The 22,592-nt window shown below is 66.1% G+C and carries 23 protein-coding genes and 1 pseudogene; 21 read left to right on the forward strand and 3 right to left on the reverse strand.

Going from position 1 to position 22,592, the window contains the following annotated elements; all coding sequences use genetic code 11:
• The first annotated feature begins 6 nt into the window (after nucleotides 1–6).
• Both A9K66_RS09925 and A9K66_RS09930 read left to right on the forward strand, forming a co-directional pair.
• On the forward strand, nucleotides 7–1,284 hold the full coding sequence (locus tag A9K66_RS09925) for a histidine kinase (protein WP_067323031.1): 1,278 nt from the start codon (nucleotides 7–9) through the stop codon (nucleotides 1,282–1,284).
• A complete protein-coding gene (locus tag A9K66_RS09930; RefSeq protein WP_066998258.1) occupies nucleotides 1,284–2,024 on the forward strand; it encodes a response regulator transcription factor in 741 nt (246 codons plus the stop codon). Before A9K66_RS09925 ends, A9K66_RS09930 begins: the two co-directional genes overlap by 1 nt.
• Nucleotides 2,025–2,046: 22 nt before the next feature.
• On the opposite strand, the gene A9K66_RS09935 is transcribed toward A9K66_RS09930, so the two are convergent.
• Complete coding sequence (locus A9K66_RS09935; RefSeq protein WP_067323034.1) at nucleotides 2,047–2,385, reverse strand: putative quinol monooxygenase; 339 nt, start codon at nucleotides 2,383–2,385, stop codon at nucleotides 2,047–2,049.
• A 142-nt stretch (nucleotides 2,386–2,527) separates the two neighbouring features.
• Between A9K66_RS09935 and A9K66_RS09940 the strand changes: the two genes are divergently transcribed.
• From A9K66_RS09940 to A9K66_RS09985, 10 genes are all read left to right on the forward strand, one after another.
• Nucleotides 2,528–2,722, forward strand: coding sequence for a 4-oxalocrotonate tautomerase family protein (locus A9K66_RS09940; RefSeq protein ID WP_067323038.1), 195 nt, complete (start codon nucleotides 2,528–2,530; stop codon nucleotides 2,720–2,722).
• Nucleotides 2,722–3,612 (forward strand): SMP-30/gluconolactonase/LRE family protein, encoded by an 891-nt coding sequence (locus A9K66_RS09945; RefSeq protein ID WP_067323136.1) that lies wholly within the window; start codon nucleotides 2,722–2,724, stop codon nucleotides 3,610–3,612. The genes A9K66_RS09940 and A9K66_RS09945 overlap by 1 nt, the downstream gene beginning before the upstream one ends.
• A gap of 95 nt (nucleotides 3,613–3,707) precedes the next feature.
• Nucleotides 3,708–4,724 (forward strand): ABC transporter substrate-binding protein, encoded by a 1,017-nt coding sequence (locus A9K66_RS09950; protein WP_066998252.1) that lies wholly within the window; start codon nucleotides 3,708–3,710, stop codon nucleotides 4,722–4,724.
• A gap of 45 nt (nucleotides 4,725–4,769) precedes the next feature.
• Nucleotides 4,770–6,233 (forward strand): sugar ABC transporter ATP-binding protein, encoded by a 1,464-nt coding sequence (locus A9K66_RS09955; RefSeq protein WP_067323041.1) that lies wholly within the window; start codon nucleotides 4,770–4,772, stop codon nucleotides 6,231–6,233.
• A gap of 1 nt (nucleotide 6,234) precedes the next feature.
• Nucleotides 6,235–7,209 carry an ABC transporter permease gene (locus A9K66_RS09960; RefSeq protein WP_067323044.1) on the forward strand — a complete coding sequence of 325 codons (975 nt, stop codon included), beginning with the start codon at nucleotides 6,235–6,237 and terminating at the stop codon, nucleotides 7,207–7,209.
• Between the two features lie 3 nt (nucleotides 7,210–7,212).
• Nucleotides 7,213–8,160 carry an ABC transporter permease gene (locus tag A9K66_RS09965; RefSeq protein WP_067323048.1) on the forward strand — a complete coding sequence of 316 codons (948 nt, stop codon included), beginning with the start codon at nucleotides 7,213–7,215 and terminating at the stop codon, nucleotides 8,158–8,160.
• A gap of 146 nt (nucleotides 8,161–8,306) precedes the next feature.
• Complete coding sequence (locus tag A9K66_RS09970) at nucleotides 8,307–9,332, forward strand: BMP family protein (RefSeq protein ID WP_067323051.1); 1,026 nt, start codon at nucleotides 8,307–8,309, stop codon at nucleotides 9,330–9,332.
• 168 nt (nucleotides 9,333–9,500) lie between these two features.
• Nucleotides 9,501–11,012 (forward strand): ABC transporter ATP-binding protein, encoded by a 1,512-nt coding sequence (locus A9K66_RS09975; protein ID WP_156751052.1) that lies wholly within the window; start codon nucleotides 9,501–9,503, stop codon nucleotides 11,010–11,012.
• A 30-nt stretch (nucleotides 11,013–11,042) separates the two neighbouring features.
• Nucleotides 11,043–12,098, forward strand: coding sequence for an ABC transporter permease (locus A9K66_RS09980; protein WP_067323058.1), 1,056 nt, complete (start codon nucleotides 11,043–11,045; stop codon nucleotides 12,096–12,098).
• The gene (locus A9K66_RS09985) at nucleotides 12,095–13,039 is read left to right on the forward strand and encodes an ABC transporter permease (RefSeq protein ID WP_067323061.1); all 945 of its coding nucleotides are present in this window, start codon (nucleotides 12,095–12,097) and stop codon (nucleotides 13,037–13,039) included. Before A9K66_RS09980 ends, A9K66_RS09985 begins: the two co-directional genes overlap by 4 nt.
• Nucleotides 13,040–13,100: 61 nt before the next feature.
• Here A9K66_RS09985 and A9K66_RS09990 read toward each other — a convergent pair.
• Nucleotides 13,101–13,867, reverse strand: a pseudogene (locus tag A9K66_RS09990) (SDR family oxidoreductase).
• A gap of 280 nt (nucleotides 13,868–14,147) precedes the next feature.
• Between A9K66_RS09990 and A9K66_RS29365 the strand changes: the two are divergent.
• Nucleotides 14,148–14,297 (forward strand): hypothetical protein, encoded by a 150-nt coding sequence (locus tag A9K66_RS29365; RefSeq protein ID WP_082953811.1) that lies wholly within the window; start codon nucleotides 14,148–14,150, stop codon nucleotides 14,295–14,297.
• 152 nt (nucleotides 14,298–14,449) lie between these two features.
• Entirely contained in the window at nucleotides 14,450–15,295 is an 846-nt protein-coding gene (locus tag A9K66_RS09995) for an LLM class flavin-dependent oxidoreductase (protein ID WP_245307479.1), read from the forward strand.
• Between the two features lie 307 nt (nucleotides 15,296–15,602).
• On the opposite strand, the gene A9K66_RS10000 is transcribed toward A9K66_RS09995, so the two are convergent.
• The gene (locus A9K66_RS10000) at nucleotides 15,603–16,277 is read right to left on the reverse strand and encodes an isochorismatase family cysteine hydrolase (protein ID WP_067323064.1); all 675 of its coding nucleotides are present in this window, start codon (nucleotides 16,275–16,277) and stop codon (nucleotides 15,603–15,605) included.
• 189 nt (nucleotides 16,278–16,466) lie between these two features.
• Between A9K66_RS10000 and exbB the strand changes: the two genes are divergently transcribed.
• The 7 genes from exbB (at nucleotide 16,467) to A9K66_RS10035 (ending at nucleotide 22,588) form a co-directional block, all read left to right on the forward strand.
• Complete coding sequence (exbB, locus tag A9K66_RS10005; RefSeq protein ID WP_067323067.1) at nucleotides 16,467–17,465, forward strand: tonB-system energizer ExbB; 999 nt, start codon at nucleotides 16,467–16,469, stop codon at nucleotides 17,463–17,465.
• 7 nt (nucleotides 17,466–17,472) lie between these two features.
• Nucleotides 17,473–17,958 carry a TonB system transport protein ExbD gene (exbD, locus tag A9K66_RS10010; RefSeq protein WP_067323069.1) on the forward strand — a complete coding sequence of 162 codons (486 nt, stop codon included), beginning with the start codon at nucleotides 17,473–17,475 and terminating at the stop codon, nucleotides 17,956–17,958.
• Complete coding sequence (locus tag A9K66_RS10015) at nucleotides 17,955–18,932, forward strand: energy transducer TonB (protein ID WP_067323072.1); 978 nt, start codon at nucleotides 17,955–17,957, stop codon at nucleotides 18,930–18,932. Before exbD ends, A9K66_RS10015 begins: the two co-directional genes overlap by 4 nt.
• A 159-nt stretch (nucleotides 18,933–19,091) precedes the next feature.
• Nucleotides 19,092–20,186 (forward strand): transporter substrate-binding protein, encoded by a 1,095-nt coding sequence (locus A9K66_RS10020; RefSeq protein ID WP_067323076.1) that lies wholly within the window; start codon nucleotides 19,092–19,094, stop codon nucleotides 20,184–20,186.
• Nucleotides 20,183–20,785 (forward strand): ANTAR domain-containing protein, encoded by a 603-nt coding sequence (locus A9K66_RS10025; protein ID WP_066998217.1) that lies wholly within the window; start codon nucleotides 20,183–20,185, stop codon nucleotides 20,783–20,785. The genes A9K66_RS10020 and A9K66_RS10025 overlap by 4 nt, the downstream gene beginning before the upstream one ends.
• Nucleotides 20,786–20,804: 19 nt before the next feature.
• The gene (locus tag A9K66_RS10030; protein ID WP_176478976.1) at nucleotides 20,805–21,671 is read left to right on the forward strand and encodes an ABC transporter permease; all 867 of its coding nucleotides are present in this window, start codon (nucleotides 20,805–20,807) and stop codon (nucleotides 21,669–21,671) included.
• Nucleotides 21,668–22,588, forward strand: coding sequence for an ABC transporter permease (locus A9K66_RS10035; RefSeq protein WP_067323079.1), 921 nt, complete (start codon nucleotides 21,668–21,670; stop codon nucleotides 22,586–22,588). Before A9K66_RS10030 ends, A9K66_RS10035 begins: the two co-directional genes overlap by 4 nt.
• The last annotated feature ends 4 nt before the right edge of the window (nucleotides 22,589–22,592 follow it).

Consider the following 22,592-nt stretch of genomic DNA (forward strand, 5'->3'; position numbering starts at 1 on the left):
GGAGACATGTCGGAGGTATCTCCCCAGCTGATCGATCGGCTGCTCGCGATCTCGCGGGCGCTCGCCGGCCATATCGATCCGGGCTCAGCGTTCCGGGCGACAGCGATCGAAATCGGCACGCTCATCCCGCACGACCATATCGATCTGGCGGTGTTGTCGCTCGATGGGCGCATGCATGCCTGCTACGAGGCCGGCTTCCATACCAGCTGGAGCGATCTGGCGCAGCATCCGGTCGAGGGCAGCCCGATCCGGCGCGTGCTGTGGGGCGACACGCCTTATCTTCTGACCGACAACGCGCTTCTCGACGACCGATTCCACTTCGAGGGAGCGTTCGACGGACCGATCTTCGCCGCCAAGCTGCGCAGCCGCATCATCGTGCCGCTGCGGGCACGCGGCAGCGTGATCGGCGCGCTCAACATCAGCCGGCACAAGGCCGGCTGCTACTCGCAAGAGGACGTCGAGGTCGCTCAGCAATGCGCCGACCTCATCGGGCCCTATATGTTCGCGCTGATCCAGACAGAGGAAGCGCGCCGCGCCATGCTCGCCGAAAGCGAGGCGCGCAACCGGGCGGAACTGCTGAGAGTCGGCGCCTCGCAACTGACCGAGGGCATGGAGCGCGAGCGGCGCCGCATGGCCATGGACCTGCACGACCAGACGCTCGCCGACCTTGCCCGCATCGCACGTCAGGTTTCTGCGTTCCGCAGCCGGGGCGTGGCGCGGACGGCCCAGCTTGCCGATCTCGAGCAGGAGGTGGCGGGCTGCCTCGCGGAGCTGCGCCACATCGTCGACGACATGCGGCCGAGCGTCCTGGAACTGTTCGGCCTGCGCGACGCGGTCGAGGCACATCTCAACCGCAGCGTTGCCAGGGCCAAGCCGCCGATCGCGGTGCGCATCGCCGACACCAGCGACGGCAGCGCCGACGGCCTGTCGGAAACACTTCGCACCGCGCTCTATCGCATCGTGCAGGAAGCCATCAACAATGCGGTCCGTCATGCCGCGCCAAGCCGCATCGAGGTGCAGCTGGCGTCGACGGCAACCACATTCAACGTGACCGTCACCGACGACGGGCATGGCTGCGGCGCGATCGATCCCGCCGCTCAAGGCGGCATCGGCCACATGCACACGCGAGCGGCCCTTGTCGGGGCGCGGCTGCGTTTCGAGCCGGCCGACCGCAAGGGCGGCACCAGGGTCGTGATCGAGATCGATCGCGAGTCCGCCGAGGCCGAGGCGGCGGCGTACGGCACCGCGATAACCGAAGCTCAGCCGGTGGCGGAGGCAGTCTGATGCTGGTCATGATCGCCGAAAATGACGGGCTGCACCGCACCTTCGCGCGGCGGACCGTCGAGCAATTGTGGCCCGGCGATGTCGAGGTGATCGAAGCCGGCGACGGCGAGGACGCCATCAATCTTGCGGCGGAACGGCAGCCGCCGCATGTCGTGCTCGACCTGCAACTGCCCAAGGCGACCGGGATCGAGGTGGCGCGCGCCATCTGGAGCCAGCGCGCCGGCACGCATATCCTGTTCTGGTCCAACTTCGCCGACGAGGCCTATGTGCGCGGCGTGGCGCGCATCGTGCCGCCGGGGTCGGTCTATGGCTATGTGCTGAAATCGGCGACGGAAGAAGGCATGCGCTCGGCGCTGCGGGGCGTGTTCCGCGAGGGGCATTGCATCATCGACCGCGAGATCCGCGGCATCCAGCACCGCGTCCAGGACCGGTTCGAGGGCATCACCGACGGCGAATATGAAAGCCTGATCGACATCGCGCTCGGCCTCACCGACCGAGCGATCGCGGCGCGGCGCGGCCTGTCGATCCGCGGCGCGCAGAGCCGCATCAAGCATGTCTACGAGAAGCTCGGAATAGTGCCGCCGGAGGAGGGTGCTGGCGAGGCGTCGGTGTTCAATTCGCGCACCCGCGCGATCTATCTGGCCATGGCCCGAGGCCTGATCAACATCGATGCGCTGCGGCGCGAGCAGGAGCAACTCGACGCCTGGCTCGCGCAGGCAACGCCGTTGCAGGAGCAGTAAGCCCCGCGATGGGCGAACAGGCTCAGCTTGAATGCTGATTGCTCTTGGCCCTCAGAACGATCCGCTCGGTCTCGATCAATCGAAGCGACCTGACCATATCAGCCGTCCGCGCCTTGTATTTGAGAAAGTGCGGCGCGGTCAGGTGAGCTTGGTATGCGGAATGATCGACATAGCATTCGATGACGCGCACCGTTTCGGGCGAACCCTTTATCGAGACCGCGTGCAGGAACAACACGCCAGGCTCGTTCTGCACCGAGGCCTCGATCTCTTCGGCGAGCAAGGCCCTGAAGCTTTCGAGCTGGGATGCCTCGATCTCCAGTTCCGCAATCCGCACGATCGGCCTGCCGCATCTCTCTGCCATCCATGGTTCTCCTGTCTGCAGCCGTGGATGCCGGTGCCGACTGTGCAAAACCACAGTCGGTGCTGCGCTTAGACCGCTATCGCCCGGTCCGCGTCCCGACTAGCTTTTGTCCTACAAAAACAAAAATCCCGGGGAAGCGCTCATGCCGTTCGTCAGCATACGGATACTCGAGGGTCATTCGCAAAAGCGCAAGAACGAGATCTCTCGCCGGGTCACCGAGGCGATCAGCGAGGTCGCCGGACTGCCCATGGACGCGATCTGGGTGGTGATCGAGGACGTGCCGGGCAGCGACTGGTTCGTCGCCGGCAAGCCGGTGCGGGAACCCAAGAGCCCGTGATGTCGATCCCGGCGCGCGCCCGTCATTCCGGCTTTGATGACGTCGTCGGCAATGCGGCGATGGAGCGGCTCGCCACCGGCTACGGCTTCATCGAAGGTCCGGTGTGGCATCCCTATGAGAAATGGCTGGTCTTTTCCGATATTCCGCAAAGCCGCATGTACCGGCGCAGCGCTTCCGGCGAAATCGCGGCGTTCCGCGACCCGAGCCACATGGCCAACGGCAACACGCTCGACCGGCAGGGGCGGCTGGTGACCTGCGAGCACGCCAGCAGCCGCGTTACCCGCGCCGAGCCGGGCGGCACCACGACCGTTCTCGCCAGCCATTACCAGGGCAAGCAGCTCAACAGCCCGAACGACATTGTCGTCGCCACTGGAGGCTCGATCTATTTCACCGATCCGACCTACGGCCGAGCGGAATTCTACGGCGTGCCGAGGCCGCAGGAACTGTCCTACCAGGGTGTCTACCGGATCGACGGCGACGGCGCCGGGCTGACGTTGCTTGCCGACGATTTCGCGCAGCCCAACGGGCTCTGCTTCTCGCTCGATGAATCGCGGCTCTTCGTCAACGATACCACGCGTGGCCACATCCGTGTGTTCGGCGTCGAATCCAATGGTGACCTCAATGGCGGCGCCGTATGGGCTGTGACCGAGGGCGATGCGCCAGGCGCGCCGGATGGAATGAAGATCGACAGCCGCGGCAACCTCTATTGCACCGGCCCGGGCGGCATCCATGTCTTTGACGCGTCGGGCGATCTCCTCGGCGTCATCGCGACGCCGGAAGATTGTGCCAATTTCACCTTCGGCGACGAGGACCTGCGGAGCCTCTACATCGCCGCGTCGACGTCGCTCTACCGGCTGAGGGTACGGGTGCCGGGATTGAGGCTGTTTTGAGCGGGACCGTTCGCGCTCAGATCGGATGGGAGTGAAGCCGACCCGCAGGGGCCGGTGGGAAGTGCAGCAGTCAACACATCTGGGAGGATAATGACATGAAGAAACTACTGGTCTTGAGCGCCTTTGCAGCCATGCTCGCCTCGGGCACCGCGCTTGCCGACACGAGCGGCAAGAAGATCGCCTTCTCCAACAATTATGCCGGCAATTCGTGGCGCCAGGCGATGCTCGACAGCTACGCCATCGTCACCAAGAAGGCGGTCGAGGACAAGGTGGTGGCGGCGGCGGATGTCTTCACCACCGCCGACAAGGAAGTGCCGACGCAAGCCGCGCAGGTGCAGAACCTGATCCTGCAGGGCTATGACGCCATCGTCATCAACGCCGCCTCGCCGGATGCGCTGAACGGCGCCATCAAGCAGGCCTGCGACGCCGGCATCGTGGTCGTTTCCTTCGACGGCATCGTGACCGAGCCTTGCGCCTACCGCGTCGTCGTCGACTTCAAGGACATGGGCAGGCAGGAAGTCGAGCAGATGGCCAAATTCCAGCCGAAGGGCGGCAACTTGCTGGAAATCCGCGGGCTGGCAGGCACCTCGATCGACGATGCCATCCATGCCGGTATCCTCGAAGGCGTCGCCGCCCATCCCGAGTTCAAGATCGTCGGCTCGGTGACCGGCGACTGGGACCAGACCACGGCGCAGAAGGCGGTGGCGACCATCCTGCCGTCGCTGCCGGAGATCGTCGGCGTCGTCGACCAGGGCGGCGACGGCTACGGCGCCGCGCAAGCGTTCGCCGCCGCCGGCAAGCCGCGTCCGACCATCATCATGGGCAACCGTCAGGACGAGCTGAAGTGGTGGAAGGAGCAGAAGGACAAGGACGGCTACCAGACCTGGTCGGCCTCGATCGCGCCCGGCGTGTCGACGCTCGCCTTCTGGGTGGCGCAGCAGGTGCTCGACGGCCGCAAGGACGTGCCGCACGATCTGCTGGTGCCGTATCTCGCCTTCACCCAGGACAATTTCGAGGCCGCGCTGCCGAAGATCAAGGAAGGCGGCGTCGCTACCCACGAATACACCCAGGAAGACGCGATCGCGGCCATCAAGGCCAACATCAAGCAATAGCGGCGCGACGTTGCCAGCCGCATCGCCGACCGGATATCGTTGAGGATGCTCCAGGCTATTGCAGACATCGTCAGGCTGGACGGCGCCGAAAAGCACTTCGGCGCCGTCCGCGCGCTCAACGGCGTCGACTTCCATGTCGGCGCCGGCGAATGCGTCGGGCTGGTCGGGCACAATGGCGCCGGCAAGTCGACGCTGATGCATATGGTTGCGGGCACGCTGCGGCCCGATGGCGGGCAGATCGCGGTGCGCGGCAATCAGGAAGCGAGCTATTCCGTGGCGCGCGCGCTCGAGCTCGGCATACGCTGCGTGTTCCAGGAGCTGTCGCTCTGCCCAAACCTCAGCGTCGCCGAGAACACGCGCATCAACCATCCCTCGCTCAGCGGGCTCGGCTGGCGGCGCAAGGCCGCCGATCTCATCCAGGCCAAGCTCGACGAGATCTTTCCCGACCACGGCATCGCGGCGGACGACATTGCCGGCGATCTGTCGATCGGACGCCGCCAGATGGTCGAGGTGGCGCGCGCCTTCACGCTGACCCGCGAGCCGCTGCATCTGGTCATCCTCGACGAGCCGACCTCGTCGCTCGATGCGCACACGGCCGGCCAGCTGCTTTCATTCGTGCGCCGCTTCGTCGCCGCGGGCGGCAGCTGCATCCTGATCTCCCATGTGCTGGGAGAGGTGCTGCAGAATGCCGACCGCATCGTGGTGATGCGCGACGGCAAGGTGGTCGCCGCCGACGCCGCAAGCGCGTTCGACCGGGACAAGCTGGTCGCCGCGATGGGCGGCGCCGGGGAACATCAGAAGGCCGCCGCCGAGACCCGCAAGGTCGCGGTCGGGGCGCTCAGGGTGCGGGCGCGCCCGGCGCGGCAGCAGGATGGCAAGGAGCTTGTCGCCCGGGCGGGCGAGATCATCGGCCTTGCCGGACTCGCGGGGCATGGCCAGACGGACCTGCTGCTCGCGATCTTCTCGGCCGCCTCGCGCGCCAGGGCCGGCATCGAAGTGACGGCGCCGGTGGCGCTGGTCGCCGGCGACCGCCAGGCGGACGGCATCTTCGCCCAATGGTCAATCGCCCAGAACATCGGCATCCGCTCGCTTCAGCGCCTGCGCGACGGCCTGCTGATCTCGCCGCAGCGCGAGGCGGAGCTGGCCGAATTCTGGAAGAAGAAGATCGGCATCCGCACGCCGGACATGAACAACAACATCTATTCGCTGTCGGGCGGCAATCAGCAGAAGGCGCTGTTTGCGCGCGCGCTCGGCTCCGATGCCGAGATCGTGCTGATGGACGATCCGATGCGCGGCGTCGACATCGGCACCAAGCTCGAAGTCTACGACCTCGTGCGCGAGGAGGCCGGAAAGGGCCGCACCTTCCTCTGGTACACGACCGAAACCGAAGAGCTCGACAATTGCGACCATGTCTATGTCTTCAAGAACGGCCGCATCGTCGCCAATCTTGGACGCGACGAACTGACGGAGGAGAAGATCATCCAGTCCTCGTTCGGCGACACGGCCTGAGATGACGGCGATCGCTCCCGGCACGCTCCCCAAATCTTCCCGCGGCAGCGCGGCCCGCGCACGCATGCTGCGCAGCCTGCTGCCGGCGCTGTCGCTGGCGCTGGTGCTGATGGCCATCGCCTGGCTCAATCCGCGTGCCATCAGCTATTTCGGCTTCAACCTGATGCTGAACCTGGCGATCCCGATCGCGCTGGCGACGATCGCGCAGATGTTCGTCATCGCCGGCAATGAGCTCGATCTGTCGATCGGCACTTTCGTCGGCTTTGTCGGCTGCGTCACCGCCACCTGGCTCAGGGATGCGCCGCTCATCGGTGTCGCTGTGCTGCTCGGTTCAATCGGCGTCTACGCGCTGCTCGGCGCGCTGATCCATCTGCGCAACCTGCCCTCGATCGTGGTGACGCTCGGCATGAGCTTCGTCTGGCAGGGGCTGGCCATCCTCATCCTGCCGAAGCCGGGCGGCAAGGCTCCGGACTGGCTGCTGGCGATCATGTCTTTCAAGCCGCCCTATATCCCGTTCCCTATACTGGCGGCACTGCTCATCGCGGCGATCGTGCATTTTGGCCTGATGCGCACTTCATATGGCGTCATCCTGCGCGGTTCCGGCGGCAATGCCGCGGCGCTCAGGCGCGCCGGCTGGTCGCTGCTCAAGACAAAGATCGTGCTCTTCACGTTGACCGGCCTGTTCGGCGTGCTTTCCGGCATGGCGCTGATCGGCATCACCACTTCGGCCGACGCCAATATCGGCAACGGCTACACGCTGCTTTCGATTGCCGGCGTCATCCTTGGCGGCGGCGAGTTCGTCGGCGGCCGGGTGTCGCCGATCGGCGCGGTCATCGGCGCGCTGACGCTGGCTTTGGCCGCCTCGCCGCTCTTGACCTTCATGCACATCCCGCCCGATTGGCAAGTGGCCGCCAATGGCGCGATCCTGATCATCGTGCTGGCGGCCCGGGTGCTGATCAGCCGCAGGGAGAGGTGAACGATGACCTCGGTCCGGATGCTGCTTGAAAAACCCTGGCTCTGGTCCTTCGTCGGCGCCGTTCTCGTGTGGGTGGCGACCGTCGCCTTCACCGGCGGCTATGGCGCCGGCGGCATGGTCACGGCGGCACTTTCGCTTGCCGTCTTCACCGTCATCGTCGGCGTCGGCCAGATGTTCGTCATCACGCTCGGCCCCGGCAATGTCGACCTGTCGCTGCCCGCCAATATCGGACTGGCGAGCGCGGTGGCGATGAAGGTTATGGGCGGCAGCGATTCGATGATCGTCGTCGGGCTGTTGGCGGCGCTCGCCTGCGGCGCGGCGATCGGCGCCATCAACTATCTGCTGATCTGGGCGCTCAGGATTCCGCCGATCATCGCGACGCTGTCGGCGAGCTTCATCATCCAGTCGGTCGACATCAGCTACGGGCGCGGCCTGCAGATCAAGCCGCCGCCGGGCTTTGCCGATTTTACCAACTGGCAGGTGCTGGGGATCCCGGTGCTGGCGATGCTGACGGTGGTCTTCACCATCGCCGCGGCGCTGGCGCTGCAGCGCATGATCTATGGCCGCTCGGTGCTGGCGATCGGGCAGAACATCCGCGCCGCCTGGCTGGCCGGCGTCAATGTCGGCCGCATCCGCTTCCTCACCTACACGCTTTGCGGCGCGCTCGGTGGCATCGACGGCGCGCTGCTTGCCGGCTATTTCCGCGGCGCCAATGTCGATATCGGCAATGAATATCTGCTCGCCTCCATCGCGGTCGTCGTCATCGGCGGCACCTCGGTCGCCGGCGGCAAGGCCAACGTGCCCGGCGTCTGGGGCGCCGGCCTGTTCCTGGTGCTTTTGCTCACCATGCTCAACACCTTCGGCGTCAGCGCCGGCGTGCGGCTGGTGCTGACCGGGCTGATCATCGTCGGGGTGATCACGGCGGCGGGTGGCGAGAAGGCTGTGCGGTGACAAGTCGCGAGGAGGGGGTCGCTCTGCGGGGTCTCTCCAGCCAAATTTGACCATGTGGACAAAGGTCGGGCGTCGTTCCATAGTCCTCCCGTCTGACATGTTTTGAACGGCCGGCTCGACACGGTCGTCGAGCAGAGGGGATTTCAATGGAAAACGATCATCGCAAAACGCAACGCGCCGGCCTGTCGCGGCGCAATGTGCTGGAACTCGGCGCCCTCGGGCTGACCGCGGCGGCGCTGCCCGGCGTGGCCTTCGCCAAGGACAAGAAGCTGAAGGTGGCGGCGATCTTCGCGACGCCGATCGAGGAGCCCTGGGACAACCAGATCCATGTCGCCCTGCAGAAGGCCGAGAAGGAGCTGGGCATCGAATACAAATGGTCGGAGAAGGTGCAGACCGCCGACTTCAGCCGCGTGATGCGCGAATATGCGCAAGGCGGCTACCAGTTGGTGCTGGGCGACGCCTTCGCCGCCGAGCGCGAATCGCGGCGCACGGCAAAACAGTTCCCGAAGACGGCCTGGCTGTTCGGCTCCGGCGCCGGGCCGGCCGAACCCAATTTCGGCGTCTTCGACAACTGGATCCACGAGCCGGCCTATCTCTCCGGGCTGATCGCCGGGAAGATGTCGAAGTCGGGCACGATCGGCGCTGTCGCGGCAATGGGCATTCCGGAAGTGAACCGGCTGGTCAACGCCTTCTTCGCCGGCGCCAAGGAGGTCAATCCAAACATCAAGCGGAAGGTCGCCTTCATCGGCTCCTTCTTCGATCCGCCGAAGGCCAAGGAGGCCGCGATCGCGCAGATCGATGCCGGCGTCGACGTCATCTATGCCGAGCGTTTCGGCGTCATCGAGGCGGCGGTCGAAAAGAAGATCTACGCCATCTCCAACATGTCCGATCAGTCGAGCCTCGGACCCGACACGGTGATCACCGGCCCGGTATGGAATATGTATCCGACGGTCGAGCAGGCGATCAAGCTGGTCAAGGCGGGCGTCTTCACCGCGCAGGACTATGGCGACTTCTCGCGCATGGCCAAGGGCGGCTCCGATCTCGCGCCCTATCACAAGTTCGAGAAGACGCTGCCGGCCGAGGTCAAGGACCTGGTCGCCAAGAAGAGAGCCGAGATCCTGGAAGGCAATTTCCGCGTCGACGTCGACGAGAACACGCCTGTGTCGGATTGAGCGCAGTTTACCCTCCCCCTCGAGGGGAGGGTGCCGAGCGAAGCGAGGCGGGAGGGGTCGTCTCAACCGCTCGACCTTGACGACTGAAGATGGAAGCGCGTCGCGGGCGACCCCACCCGGCCCTGCGGGCCACTCTCCCCTCGAGGGGGAGGGATATTAGGAGCATCCTTGCCCGTCCCTCTGATCGAAATGCGCGGCATCACCAAGAGCTTCGGCGCCGTCAAGGCGAACGAGGGCGTGGATCTCAGCGTCGCCCCCGGCGAGATCCTTGGCCTGCTCGGCGAGAACGGGGCCGGCAAGACGACGCTCATGAACGTGCTGTTCGGCGCTTATGCGCCGGATGCCGGTGAGATCCTGGTCGAGGGCAGGCCGGTCGCCATCCACGATTCGGCGGATGCACTCGCGGCCGGCATCGGCATGGTGCATCAGCATTTCCATCTGGCGCCACGGCTGACGGTGCTGGAAAACCTCTTGATCGGCATTGCCGGCAAGTCCGGCCGTATCGACCGCACGGGCGGGCTGGCGCGGCTGAAGGAGATCGGCCGCCAGCATGGCTTACATCTCGATCCCGGCCTGCCGGTCTCGGCGCTCTCGATCGGCGAGCAGCAGCGGCTGGAAATCATCAAGGCGCTCTTTCGCGGCGCCAGGCTCCTGATCCTCGACGAGCCGACGGCGGTGCTGGCGCCCAGCGAGGTCGATGGCCTCTTCGCCGCGCTGCGCTCGATGGCGGCGCAAGGGCTCGGCATCATCTTCATCTCGCACAAGCTCAACGAAGTCAGGGCGCTCACCCATCGTTGCGTCGTGCTCCGGCATGGCAAGGTCGCCGGCCGCGTCGATCATCCGGCAGGAACCACCTCGGCCGAGATGGCCAAGCTGATGTGCGGCCACGAAATCATGCCGCCGATCAAGGAGGTCTCGACGCCTGGCGCGCCCGTGCTGACGCTCGACGGCGTCTCCACCTCAGGTCATGGCGGCACGCCGCTGCGCGAGGTCTCGCTCTTCGTCCGCGCCGGCGAGATCCTCGGCGTTGCCGGCGTCTCCGGCAATGGCCAGCGGGCGCTGGCTGATGTGATCTCCGGCATGCTGTCGCCGAGTGCCGGTTCGATGACGATAGCCGGCAAAGCAGTTGCGCAATTTTCGCCGCGCGAGCTGCAGGCGCTCGGCCTCGGCCGCATTCCGGAGGACCGGATGACGACCGGGCTGGTCACCAACCTGCCTCTAGCCGACTCCATGGTGCTGCCCCGCATCGGCACCGAGGCCTTCAGCCGCAAGGGACTGCTCGATCCGGCCGCGATCCGCGCCTTCGCGGAGGCGCAGATCAAGGCCTATGACATACGCTGTCCCGGCCCCATGACGCGCGCCGGCGCGCTTTCGGGCGGCAATCTGCAGAAGGCGCTTTTGGCGCGCGAGCTCGCCTTCGATCCGAAGGTGCTGATCGTTTCGCAGCCGACGCGCGGCCTCGACATCGGCGCTGCACGGTTCATCCACGAAAAATTCCTGGCCATGCGGGCGAAGGGTTGCGGGATCATTGTGATTGGCGAGGATCTCGAGGAGTTGCTGATGCTCTGCGACCGCATCACGGTGATGTACGAAGGCCGCATCGCCGGCACGCTTTCCGGCCCGGAGGCCACCGTCGCGAGGCTTGGGCTGCTGATGACCGGCGCGGAGGGGAGGGCGTAGAGCTATGGAATTGCCTCGGGAGCACGCCTGATGTTCCGTCTCGAAGCCCGCAGCTCGACGCCGGCCTGGTTCAATCTCGCACTGCCGCTACTCGCCATCGCCGTCGCGCTGGTTTTGTGCAGCGGTCTCATCGCAGTCGCCGGCGCCGGTGTCATCGAGGCCTATGGCCTGATGCTCTCGGCCTCGCTCGGCGACAGCTACGCCATCACCGAGACGCTGGTTCGCGCTGCGCCGATGATCTTCACCGGCCTTGCGGTGGCGATCGCCTTCCGCGCCAAATTCTGGAACATCGGCGCCGAGGGCCAGCTGCTCGCCGGCGCGGTTGCGAGTTGTGCCGTAGGCGCCATCCCGATGCCGGGACCGCTCGCCATCCTGCTGATGGCGCTGGCCGGCGCGGCGGCCGGCGCCCTCGTCGCGCTGGTGCCGGCGACGTTGCGCGTTAAATTCAAGGTCGACGACGTGGTCAGCTCGCTGCTGCTCAACTCGGTCATCTATTACGCGCTGATGGCGCTGATCGAGGGGCCGTGGAAGGACACCTTTTCCGGTTATCCGATCTCGCCGCCAATCGAGGATTCCGCCAATTTCCCGGTGCTGATCGAAGGCACAAGGCTGCATATCGGCGTCGTCGTGGCGCTGATCGCAGCGCCCGTTTGCTGGTTCCTGATCGCGCGCACCACGCTCGGCTTCCGCATCCGCGTCACCGGCGAGAATGCGGAGGCGGCCCGCTATGGCGGCATCAATACCCAGCGCGTGCTGCTCTCCACCGCGCTGCTTTCCGGCGCTCTGGCCGGACTGGCCGGCGTCGGCGAGGTTGGTGGCGTCCACTTCCAGGTGATGAGCGACATCTCGCCGGGCTACGGCTATTCCGGCATCGTCGTCGCCATGCTCGCCCGGCTCAATCCGCTCGGCGTCGTGCCGGCCGCGATCTTCCTTGCCGCGGTCATGACCGGCGCCGAGGCGATGTCGCGCGCGACCGGCGTGCCGGCCTTCCTCAGTGAGGTCATCCAGGGTACGGCGCTGCTTGCGATGCTGGTGGCGCTGCTCTTCACCGCCTATCGCATCCGCCGCGTGGGGGCGCCCGCATGAGCGCGGTGTTCGAGCAGATTTTTCAGGTCGGCTTTCTCGCAGCCATCATCCGCATCGCCACACCGCTCGCCTTCGCCACGCTAGGCGAGATGTTTTCCGAGCGGGCGGGCGTGCTCAATCTCGGCATCGAAGGCATCATGCTGTTGGCGGCCATGGCCGGCTTCACCGCCGCGAGCCTGAGCGGCAGCCTGTGGCTGGGCGTGCTGGTGGCCGTGCTTGTCGGGGCGGCGATGGGCGCGGTGCATGGGCTGTTCACGGTGGCCTTGGGCCTCAGCCAGCATGTCTGCGGCATCGGCGTGACGCTGTTCTGCTCTGGGCTCGCCTATTTCCTCTACCGGCTGATCTTCGGCCAGCAATCGGTGCCGCCCAGCATCAAGGGCTTTCAGCCGGCGCCGATCCCCCTGCTGTCGGACATTCCGATCCTGGGGCCGGCGGTGTTCAACCAGTTCACGCTGGTTTATCTCGCGATCATCGCCGTTCCGTTTGCCGCCTTCGTGCTCTACCGCACGCCCTGGGGGCTGTCGGTGCGCATGGTCGGCGAGAACCCGCGCGCGGCGGATTCCGCCGGCGTCAGCGTGATCGCCACGCGCTTCCAGGCCGTGATCCTCGGCGGCGCGCTGATGGGTCTTGCCGGCGCCTTTCTGACCATGGCGCAGTTCAACGCCTTCACCTTCGGCGTGGTGTCGGGGCGCGGCTGGGTGGCGATCGCGCTGGTGGTATTCGGCCGCTGGGACCCGTGGCGTTCGGCGGGCGCGGCATTGCTCTTTGCCTTCGTCGACGCGCTGCAGCTCAGGATGCAGGCCAGCGGCCTCGGGCACATCCCTTACGAAGCCTTCCTGATGCTGCCCTTCATCTTCACCATCGTCGCCATGGCCTTCATTTCGCGCAACGCGGTCGCGCCTTCGGCGCTGCTGAAGCCGTTTCGACGCGAGGAACGGTAGGTAGATTCTTTCCTCTCCCCCGATCGCCGGGGTAGAGGAAGGGCGCCAAGCTTGGGACGCCTCAGATCGCCGTGAAGGCGTTGTCGACGAAGAGATGCGCGCCGTTGACGAAGCTCGATTCGTCGCTTGCCAGGAACAGCGCCGCCTTGGCCACTTCCTCCGGCTCGCCGATGCGGCCCTGTTGCGCGGCCATGGCGGCATCGGAAACATCGACGCCGAGCTTGCCGAGGTCGGCGACCTCGCGCATTCCGTGCGGCGTGCGGATGAAGCCGGGACAGATGGCATTGCAGCGGATGTTGCGATCGCGGAACTCCACCGCGATGGCACGCGCGAACATGTGGCAGGCGCCTTTAGTGGTGTCATAGAGCACTTCGTTCGGCGTCGCCGCCACCGCCGAGATCGACGAGGTGCAGACGATCGAGCCGCCGCCGGCGGCGATCATGCCCGGCAGCACCGCGCGCGTCATCAGGAACATCGAACGCACATTGACGGCGTGCAGCCAGTCCCATTCCTGCAGAGTCGTCTCCAAGAAGGGTTTAATCACAATGGTGCCGGCGTGGTTGAACAGCACGGTCACCAGCCCGAATTTTTCCGCGGCCGCCTTCGCCGCCGCCTCGACCTGCGCCTCGTCGGAAACGTCGGCTACGAAATGCTCGGCGACATGGCCGCGCGCGCGGATCGCCGCGGCGGTCTTGCCGGCGGCATCGCATTGCGGTCGATGATCGCCACCTTGGCGCCTTCGGCGGCAAACAGCTCCGAAGCCGCTCCACCCATGCCCGTCGCGCCGCCCGAGATGATGGCGACCTTGCCCGCCAGCCTTCCGCCCATGTTTTTCTCCCTGAGTCCTGTGAGACTATTTTGATGCTATCCCCTCGCGTACCGAGTAGCCAAGCGCTTGAACGAGGCCGTTTGCCGCCGAAAAAGCCGGAGCTACAGGCATTTTGTCGGATCCTCCGGTGGCGCATCCCCGCACTTTTTCGATCTCGGCTGAGAATAAACGCCCTTCAAGTTGCCGTTTCCGAGGACGTCCTTCCAAAAACCGGCGAAAAATAGCACTCGACAAAGTCTACTATCTTTATAGATTAATGGCCGAGACGGAGGTTCGACCATGACCTACATGCAGAATGCTCAGCGCAAGGGCCAGAGGCTGACCGCCGACCAGAGCTGGAGGCCCGCCTATGGCGGAACCTTCGCCTATCTCGTTTTCGCGCTGGCATTCGTGTTCACCGGCGCGGTGGTGCTTGGGATCATCCCCTGACAGAGCCGGGGCCTACGGCCCCGCCGTCCAAAAATCTGAGTTGGAGTAACCGGAGAAGATAACTGGCCGAGCGCCAGGCGCGTCGGCGCGCCTGCGCGCATTGGATTGTTCGAGGTGGAGCGGGGCAAGCCAACGTGACGGAGGAGATGGCAATGCCGATCGAGTTCACGCATGTTCCCGGTAAGCCTGCGAATGGCAGCTTCTTCTACGATTTCGCCGAGACGGCGACCAAGCTGTCGCTGATCGAGGATGCGGGGTTCCGCAAGCTGGTGATCGACGATCCGGCCGGCCTGCTCGCCAACATGGACATCGCCGCGCAGACGCTCGACCGCACCCCGGCGCTGGAAGTGGTGCTGACGCACTGGGCCGGCGTGGTCGAGCCGACCGTGGCGGCAAGGCAGCTCGCGGCGCTCGACTTGAGAGGCGGCGGCCGCCTGTCGCTCAGGATGCTGAGCGAGCCGCTCCAGGACAGTGATGCCGAGGCGCGGCCGGTCGGCCACAGCGTGGTGTGGCAGCGCATCGACGAATATCTTGTGCTGATGAAGCGGCTGTGGTCGAACGACGAGCCCTTCGACCATGAAGGCGCCTTCTACAGCGTCAAAGGCGGTTACGTGCCGCGCAAGGGCCCGCATGGCGGCGACCTCACCATCCGGCTCGGCGGCCAGTCCGGCACCGCGCTGAAGGTCGCCGGCCGGCATGCCGATATATTCGAGCTGGCGGCCGGCTCGCCGGACGAAGTCGCGCAGCTGATGCAGCGTGTGCGCGGCGCTGCAGCCGAGCACGGCCGCGCCGGCAGATTGCGCTTCGCGCTTCCCGTCCGCATTCGCCCCGAAGGCTGGTCCGGCGCCTCCGACCACAAGGCGGTCGAGGTCGCGGGGCCGCCGGCGCGGCTTGCGCTCTCGCTGTTGCCCTATGCCGCGCTAGGCATCGAGGAATTCATGATCGGCGGTATCGACCGTCCCAGCGAGATCGCGCGGATCGCGAGACGGTCACGCTGATCGCGAATTCGCTGGCTCGGTGCGACGCCGACACCCTGGCGCCAGGAACGTTCGCGTCGCGCTCGTTCACCGGGGCACACCTTCGGTGAAATCGCGGAGCGAGGTGAGACCGGCCGCTGCGGCTGCCGGTTTCATCAAGACGGGACATAGTGAAGACATTGATCAAGGTCACTGCGGTCGACATGGCTTGGCTCCGTCTGTCCTGGCGGCGGCGGCTAACCGTGAAGACGAAAGCGATGCCGGGAACGGAACGGTGCACGCAAAAAGATTTGTGACCGGCGGATTCTGCGATCCCGAAATCCCGATATCAATCCCGTTCTTCTGCGATCCGCGACAGCGCGGCGATGACCGCCTCCGAGCTCGCCAGCGCGCCGAAGACGCCGTCCTCGACCGTCACCATATGCAGCGCGGCTTCGTGCGCCCGGCCGTCGCCGCTGGCGCAGGCGTCCGCAATCGTCAGGCATTGGAAATTGCGGTCGCAGGCCTCGCGCAGCGTCGTGTGAACGCAGACATCGGTCGTGCAGCCGGTGAACATCAGATGGGTGATGCCGCGCGCCCTCAGCACCAGTTCCAGATCCGTATAGGTGAAGGCGCCGTTACAGGTCTTGTCGACAATGATGTCCTCGGGCCTGACTTCTATGTCGGCGACGATCTGGAAGCCTGGGCTGGAGCGCAGCAGGATATCGGTGCCGTCCAGTCCCGCCTGCTTGCGGCGCCATCTTTCGTAAGCCGTCATATCGGCCATGTCGGCGCGGTAGCCTTGCCTCGTATGGACGATTGCGAGGCCGGCGGCGCGCGCGGCCGCAATCAGCCGATTCACCGTCGGCAGAATGGCCCGCAGCGGCGAAGGGTCATAGCCTTTCCTGGCGAAATAGCCTGTCGGCGACAGGAAATCCGCCTGCAGGTCGATCACGAGCAGGGCGGTGTCTTGCGGCACCAGCCTTCCGTCATAGGGGAAGTCGAACGGGGTCGCCTTGATCATCGCCTGCTGCCTCGGTTGTGGCTGACATGGTGGCCCAGCGACGGCGTCGCAGTCCAGACCTCACGGCGTCCCCGGCTACCGGCGCGCGACCCGGATATTTGATGGTGATGGACATCTTAATAGTTGACTCGCTACTCATGTTTTCTAGTCAGACGGCATTGGCGTGCAATGATGAAGCGAGGACTAGCCTTGTCCCGGAACAGTCTTTTTGTGGTGCTGGCCGCGTTCGCCATTCTTGCGGCCGGCTCCTTTCTTCCCGACGTCGCGCTGGCGCAGGAGCAGCCGGCACCCGCGGCACCGGCCGCACAAGCGCCCGCTCAGCAGCCCATGACAGCTCCGGCAGCCGTGCAGGCAGCTCAGGCCCCGGCCGCGGCACAGCCCCCGGCGACGGAGGCACCAACCGCTGCCGCACCGACCGAACCGCGCGTTCAGCCGGCGCCGAGCACTGCTGGGGGCGAAGAGCCTTCCGCCATTGCTCTGACGCTGCCGCATGACCTGTCGCCCTGGGGCATGTTCATGAACGCCGACATCGTGGTGAAGGCGGTGATGGTCGGACTTTCTTTCGCTTCTCTGGTCACCTGGACGATCTGGCTCGCCAAGTCGCTGGAGATCCTCGGCGGCAAGCTCAAGGCGCGGCGCGCGGCGAACGCGATCGGCAATGCCGCGACGCTGATGCAGGCCGGCCGCGCGCTCGGCCACAGCGGTGGCCCGGGCGCGCTGCTGGTGCGGGCGGCGGAGGAAGAGCGCGCGCTCTCGGCCGGCGCGTTGGATCACATCTCGGGCGACGGCCTGAAGGAGCGCGTCACCTCGCGGCTGTCGCGCATCGAGGCGGCAGCGTCCCGGCGCATGTCGCGCGGCACCGGCCTACTCGCCACCATCGGCTCCACGGCGCCCTTCGTCGGCCTGTTCGGCACCGTCTGGGGCATCATGAACGCCTTCATCGGCATCTCGCAGGCGCAGACCACCAATCTTGCGGTGGTGGCGCCGGGCATCGCCGAAGCCCTGCTCGCCACGGCAATGGGTCTGGTGGCTGCGATCCCGGCGGTGGTGATCTACAACGTCTTCGCGCGATCGATAGCCGGCTACAGGCAGATCCTCGCCGACGCCTCGGCAGGCGTCGAGCGGCTGGTCAGCCGCGACCTCGATTTTCGCACTGTGCCGCCGGCAACCGCGTTGGCAGCGGAGTGAGCGGCCAATGGCGGCGCGGATTCGCGAGACGGCCGGCGACGATCTCGAGGAAAGCCACGAGATCAACGTCACCCCGTTCATCGACGTCATCCTGGTGCTTTTGATCATCTTCATGGTCGCGGCTCCGCTTGCGACCGTCGACGTCAATGTCGACCTGCCCGGGTCGACGGCGACGCCGGCGCCACGGCCGGAGACACCGCTGTTCCTGACGCTGAAAAGCGATCTATCTCTGGCGATCGGCAATGAGGCTGTGCCGCGACCGAGCTTCGCCACCGTGCTCCACAGCCGCACCAAGGGCGACAAGCAGACGCGCATCTTCCTGCGCGCCGACAAGACGGTGGGCTATGGCGAGCTGATGGAGGTAATGAACCTGCTGCGAGCTGCGGGCTACCTCAAGATCGCGCTGGTCGGGCTGGAGACGGCGTCCGGCACCGGGGCTGCGGCCACGGGCGCCACCTCCGCGCCGGCGACAAGCGGAAGCGCGGCGCAATGACGCAAGCGATCGCCGCCTTGTCCACCCAGCCACGCTTCGGCTTCCGCGAAGCCGGTCTGTGGGCAAGCGCGGCCACGGTTATTTTCGCCGCGCATGTCGCGGTCGCTTATGCGGTGCAGAATCTGAGCTTTACCGAGGTGCCGGACGGCGGCCCGCCGCCGGCGCTGGCAGTCGAGATGGCGCCGCTGCCGACGACGCCTGGCGTGCCGGAAGAGGCGGCCATGCTGGACACGGTCACGCCGGAGCCGCCCGATGCAATCAAGGAGGCGCCGGCGGTCAGCGAAGTGAAGCCGGTGATCGATCCGGCGCCGGTCATGAAAAGGGTCGAGCCGGTCGCCGAGCCGCCGGTCGATTCCGACAAGGCGGAGGAGGCCGAACCGGCGGAGACAGCAGCTGCGCTCAGCGAGCGGCCGCCGCTAGACGAGGTCGTGCCCGACCCAGTCGAGACAGTTACTCCCGACGGCTCCGTTCCGCTGCCGCAGCCAAAGCCTGTCGAGGCGCAGCCGAAGGCAAGCCAACCCGTCGAGGCGAGGAAAAAAGCGGAAAAGAAGCCGGTCGAAAAGCCGAACCAGAGGAAAAGGGCAAAGGCCGCGCCGCCAAAGGCCGTGACGATGGCCAGCATCGATGCCAACGCAGGCGCGAAAGCCGCCGCGCCGCAATCCTCCGAGTCGGTGTCGCGATCGAGCGTCAGCCCGTCGCGCTGGAATTCCAGCTTGGCGGCATGGATCAGGCGGAATATCCGGTATCCGAGCGCGGCGCGCTCCAGGCGCGTCGAGGGCACGCCTACCGTAACCTTCACGGTAGACGTCTCCGGCAGGGTGGTCTCTGCCCGGCTGGCGCAATCCTCGGGCGATCCGGATCTCGATCGCGCCGCGCTCGGCGTGTTGCAGGGCGCGTCGGTGCCGGCGCCGCCGGCCGAACTCGGCGCCCACGTCACCCGCACCGCGCCTTTCGTCTTCAGCCTGCGCGATTAGATGCCCCGCCGCGCCATGCAACTTTGAGCCTTGACTGGCGGGCGGTAGGGAATAGGGTAGCTGCGAACATATCGGCCTCGGTCGCCGGACGGCAAGAATGCCTCGTATGCCTCGCCTGTCGGCGGCGGCTGCGGGGCTTTTTCATTTTTGGGGCATTGCTTGAAACGGCGTATCGAGATCGGCGTCCTCTATTCGCGATCCGGCAGCTACCAGCTCGTCTCGGACGCGTGCCGTACGGGCGCGATGCGGGCGATCGCCGACATCAATGCCGACCGAAGCTGCGAGATCGAGCTGGTGCCGGTCGAACGCGATCCGCAAAGCAATGCCGACCGCTACGCCACGCTTTGCGAGGATATCTTCCGGACCAGCAGCGCCCGCCACGTGATCGGCTGCATTACCTCCTGGAGCCGCAAGGAGACGATCCCTGTGCTGGAGAAGGCGGGCGGCATGCTCTGGTATGCCTGCCCCTATGAGGGGTTCGAGGCCAACGAGCATGTCGTCTACATGCATGCCTGCCCGAACCAGCATCTGGTTCCGCTGATGGCTCATGTCGCGCCGCGTTTCGGCGCCAACGGCTTCCTGCTCGGCTCGAACTATATCTGGGGCTGGGAGATGAACCGCGTCGCGCGCGACCTGATCGCCGACGCTGCGGGCAAGGTGCTCGGCGAGCGCTACCTGCGCATCGGCGAAACCGACGTTTCGCGCCTGATCGATGAAATCCGCGCCACGCGGCCGAATTTCATCCTCAACAACCTCATCGGCACCTCGTCCTATGCCTTCCTGGCGGCATATCGCGACTTGGGACGCGAGAATGCGGCCTTCAAGGCCGATGCCTGCCCGGTCATATCCTGCAATCTCACCGAGGGCGAGTTGCCGGCGATCGGCGAAACGGGCAGGGGCCATTTGTCGGCCGGACCCTATTTCGCGCCGCGCCCGGCTGCCTTCGCCTCGTCCTTCGAGGCGTCCGCCTATGCATCGGTGCAAGTGATGGCGGACGTGCTCTCCGGCGATCCCGACGCCGGCCCGGCGGCGTTCTCAAAAGCCTTCGCCGGGCGCCGCTTCACGACGCGCCTGGGGCCTATCGCAATCGATCCGCACACGCAGCATGCAACCCTGCCGGTGATCATCGGGCGCATCGCCGATGGATTTTTCGAGGTCGTCAGCCGCGAGGAAGAGGTGGCGCCCGATCCCTATCTGTCGCGTTACGACCCGGCGAAGACCTTCGGCCGTCCGCGGCTCAGGGTGGTGTCGTGAGCCGGTCCGCACGCATCCCCAATCTTGGCGGCGCGCGGGCTTTCGTGCTGCATCGCCCGCACGCGACGGTGCAGGCGATCACCAGGCAGCTGTCGGCGATCGGCCTTGAGGCGGTCGAATGCTGGCCGCAATTGCCGGCAGAGGCGCTTGCCGCGGATTTCGTCTTCTTCGACGCCGATCTCGGCTTCGACGAGCAGTTCCCGTGGCAGCCGGGCGAGGCGCCGATGCCCCTGGTGGCGCTGATCGGTTCGGAAGCGCCGGGCCGCATCGAATGGGCGCTGTCGCAAAAAGCCGACGCGCAATTGTTGAAACCGGTCGGCAATGCGGGCGTGTACAGCGCGCTGCTGATCGCCCGGCAAAGCTTCGAGGCGGGGAAACGGCTGGCCGACGAGATCGCGTCGCTGCGCCAGCGCGTCGGCGAGCGCCAGACCATCGTGCGCGCGGTCGCGGCGCTGTCGAAAGGCAGCGACGACGATCGCGCCTATGCGCAGTTGCGGTCGCTGGCGATGAGCTGGCAGATCAGCGTCGAGGAAGCGGCCCGGCGGATCGTGGCGATGACGGAAAACGAGGATGGCGGTGACCAATCCCATCGCGCCTGATCTCCCGGCGCCGGGCCAAATGCCGGTCAAGCCGCGCGCCGGCGTCTGGCGCCGGCTGCTCAAGCGGCCGCTGGCGCTGCTCGGACTCTTCATCGTCGCCATCGTGCTTGCTGGCGCCATCCTGGCGCCATGGCTGACCGGCTACGATCCCAACGAGCAGATGTTCGACGGACTGACGCTGGAAGGTTCGCCCTTGCCGCCGAACGCCAAGTTCTGGCTGGGCACCGACCTGCTCGGCCGCGACCTGTTGACCCGCATCCTGTTCGGCGCCCGCACCTCGCTGATCATCGGCATCGTCGCCAACGGCGTGGCGCTTCTGATCGGTACGCTGGTCGGCGTCACGGCCGGTTATTTCCGCGGCTGGATCGGCAGCGCGCTGATGCGCTTCACCGACCTGATGATGGCCTTCCCGGCACTGCTTCTCGCCATCTGCCTGGCGGCGGTGTTCGAGCCGAGCCTTTGGATCGTTGCCATGGTGATCGCGCTGGTCAACTGGGTGCAGACCGCGCGCGTCATCTACACCGAAACCTCGTCGCTGTCGGAGCGCGAGTTCATCGATGCCGAGCGCACGATAGGGGCGAGCGCGCCGCGCATCCTGTTGCGCCATATCCTACCGCATCTGCTGCCGACCATCATCGTCTGGGGCACGCTCGGCATCTCGACCACGGTGCTGCTCGAAGCCACGCTCAGCTATCTCGGCATCGGCGTGCAGCCGCCGACGGCCTCCTGGGGCAACATCATCTTCGAGAACCAGACCTATTTCCAGGCGGCGCCCTGGCTGGTGTTCTTCCCCGGCGCCGCGATCCTGGCGCTTGCGCTTGCCTTCAACCTGATCGGCGACGCGCTGCGCGACATCCTCGACCCGACGCAGAGGGGGCGGGCATGATCGCCTATCTCGGCCGACGTCTCATCCAGTCGCTGCTCATCCTGCTCGGCGTCTCGCTGATCACCTTCGCGCTGCTCTATCTGCTGCCGGCTGATCCAGTGCGCCAGATCGCCGGCCGCAGCGCGACGCCCGACACGGTTGAAAACATCCGCAGGCAGCTCGGCCTCGACCAGCCCTTCATCGTCCAGTACTGGCACTATCTCACAAGGCTGCTCAGCGGCGATCTCGGCCGCTCCTACATCCAGCGCTCGGAAGTCACCGAGCTCATCGTCTCGCGGCTGCCGGCGAGCCTGCTTCTGATGGTCGGCGCCATCCTGTGCGAGCTCGCGATCGGCCTTACCATGGGCCTGATCGCCGCCGTCAAGCGCGGCACCTCCACCGATCAGACCTTGATGGTCGCCTCCTTCGTCGGCGTCTCGGCGCCGCAATTCGTCGTCGGCCTGCTCCTGCTCTATGTCTTCGCCGTCCGGCTCGGCTGGTTCCCGATCGGCGGCTACGGCAGTTGGCGGCATCTTGTGCTGCCCTCGCTGACCATGGGCATACTCGGCGCCGGCTGGTATGCGCGCATGATGCGCTCGTCGATGATCGACGTTCTGCGCCAGGACTATATGCGCACCGCCCGCGCCAAGGGCCTGGCGCGCGGCGCCATCCTGTTCCGCCATGCGCTGCCCAACGCCATCCTGCCGGTGGTCGCCATGATCGGCATCGACATCGGCGTCTTCATGGGCGGCATCGTGGTGGTCGAAAGCGTCTTCGGCTGGCCCGGCATCGGCCAGCTCGCCTGGCAGGCCATCCAGCGCGTCGACATCCCGATCATCATGGGCGTCACCCTGGTCTCGGCCTTCGCCATCGTGCTCGGCAACCTGCTGGCCGACGTCATCGCGCCCTTCATCGACCCCCGAATTAAACTCAGATGAACAA

The organism is Mesorhizobium sp. AA23 (assembly GCF_001672435.1).
In the GTDB taxonomy this organism is placed as follows: Bacteria; Pseudomonadota; Alphaproteobacteria; order Rhizobiales; family Rhizobiaceae; genus Mesorhizobium.

Excerpts from the sequence above, each read along its gene's own strand:
- A9K66_RS29365 (WP_082953811.1), top strand. The coding sequence starts at position 14,148 with ATGACCTACATGCAGAATGCTCAGCGCAAGGGCCAGAGGCTGACCGCC.
- A9K66_RS10035 (WP_067323079.1), top strand. The coding sequence starts at position 21,668 with ATGATCGCCTATCTCGGCCGACGTCTCATCCAGTCGCTGCTCATCCTG.
- A9K66_RS09940 (WP_067323038.1), top strand. The coding sequence starts at position 2,528 with ATGCCGTTCGTCAGCATACGGATACTCGAGGGTCATTCGCAAAAGCGC.
- A9K66_RS10015 (WP_067323072.1), top strand. The coding sequence starts at position 17,955 with ATGACGCAAGCGATCGCCGCCTTGTCCACCCAGCCACGCTTCGGCTTC.
- A9K66_RS09950 (WP_066998252.1), top strand. The coding sequence starts at position 3,708 with ATGAAGAAACTACTGGTCTTGAGCGCCTTTGCAGCCATGCTCGCCTCG.
- A9K66_RS09925 (WP_067323031.1), top strand. The coding sequence starts at position 7 with ATGTCGGAGGTATCTCCCCAGCTGATCGATCGGCTGCTCGCGATCTCG.
- A9K66_RS09945 (WP_067323136.1), top strand. The coding sequence starts at position 2,722 with ATGTCGATCCCGGCGCGCGCCCGTCATTCCGGCTTTGATGACGTCGTC.
- A9K66_RS09960 (WP_067323044.1), top strand. The coding sequence starts at position 6,235 with ATGACGGCGATCGCTCCCGGCACGCTCCCCAAATCTTCCCGCGGCAGC.
- A9K66_RS09985 (WP_067323061.1), top strand. The coding sequence starts at position 12,095 with ATGAGCGCGGTGTTCGAGCAGATTTTTCAGGTCGGCTTTCTCGCAGCC.
- A9K66_RS09980 (WP_067323058.1), top strand. The coding sequence starts at position 11,043 with ATGTTCCGTCTCGAAGCCCGCAGCTCGACGCCGGCCTGGTTCAATCTC.
- A9K66_RS09970 (WP_067323051.1), top strand. The coding sequence starts at position 8,307 with ATGGAAAACGATCATCGCAAAACGCAACGCGCCGGCCTGTCGCGGCGC.
- A9K66_RS09930 (WP_066998258.1), top strand. The coding sequence starts at position 1,284 with ATGCTGGTCATGATCGCCGAAAATGACGGGCTGCACCGCACCTTCGCG.
- exbD (WP_067323069.1), top strand. The coding sequence starts at position 17,473 with ATGGCGGCGCGGATTCGCGAGACGGCCGGCGACGATCTCGAGGAAAGC.
- A9K66_RS09965 (WP_067323048.1), top strand. The coding sequence starts at position 7,213 with ATGACCTCGGTCCGGATGCTGCTTGAAAAACCCTGGCTCTGGTCCTTC.
- A9K66_RS10030 (WP_176478976.1), top strand. The coding sequence starts at position 20,805 with ATGCCGGTCAAGCCGCGCGCCGGCGTCTGGCGCCGGCTGCTCAAGCGG.
- A9K66_RS10000 (WP_067323064.1), bottom strand. The coding sequence starts at position 16,277 with ATGATCAAGGCGACCCCGTTCGACTTCCCCTATGACGGAAGGCTGGTG.
- A9K66_RS09935 (WP_067323034.1), bottom strand. The coding sequence starts at position 2,385 with ATGGCAGAGAGATGCGGCAGGCCGATCGTGCGGATTGCGGAACTGGAG.
- A9K66_RS09995 (WP_245307479.1), top strand. The coding sequence starts at position 14,450 with ATGCCGATCGAGTTCACGCATGTTCCCGGTAAGCCTGCGAATGGCAGC.
- A9K66_RS09955 (WP_067323041.1), top strand. The coding sequence starts at position 4,770 with ATGCTCCAGGCTATTGCAGACATCGTCAGGCTGGACGGCGCCGAAAAG.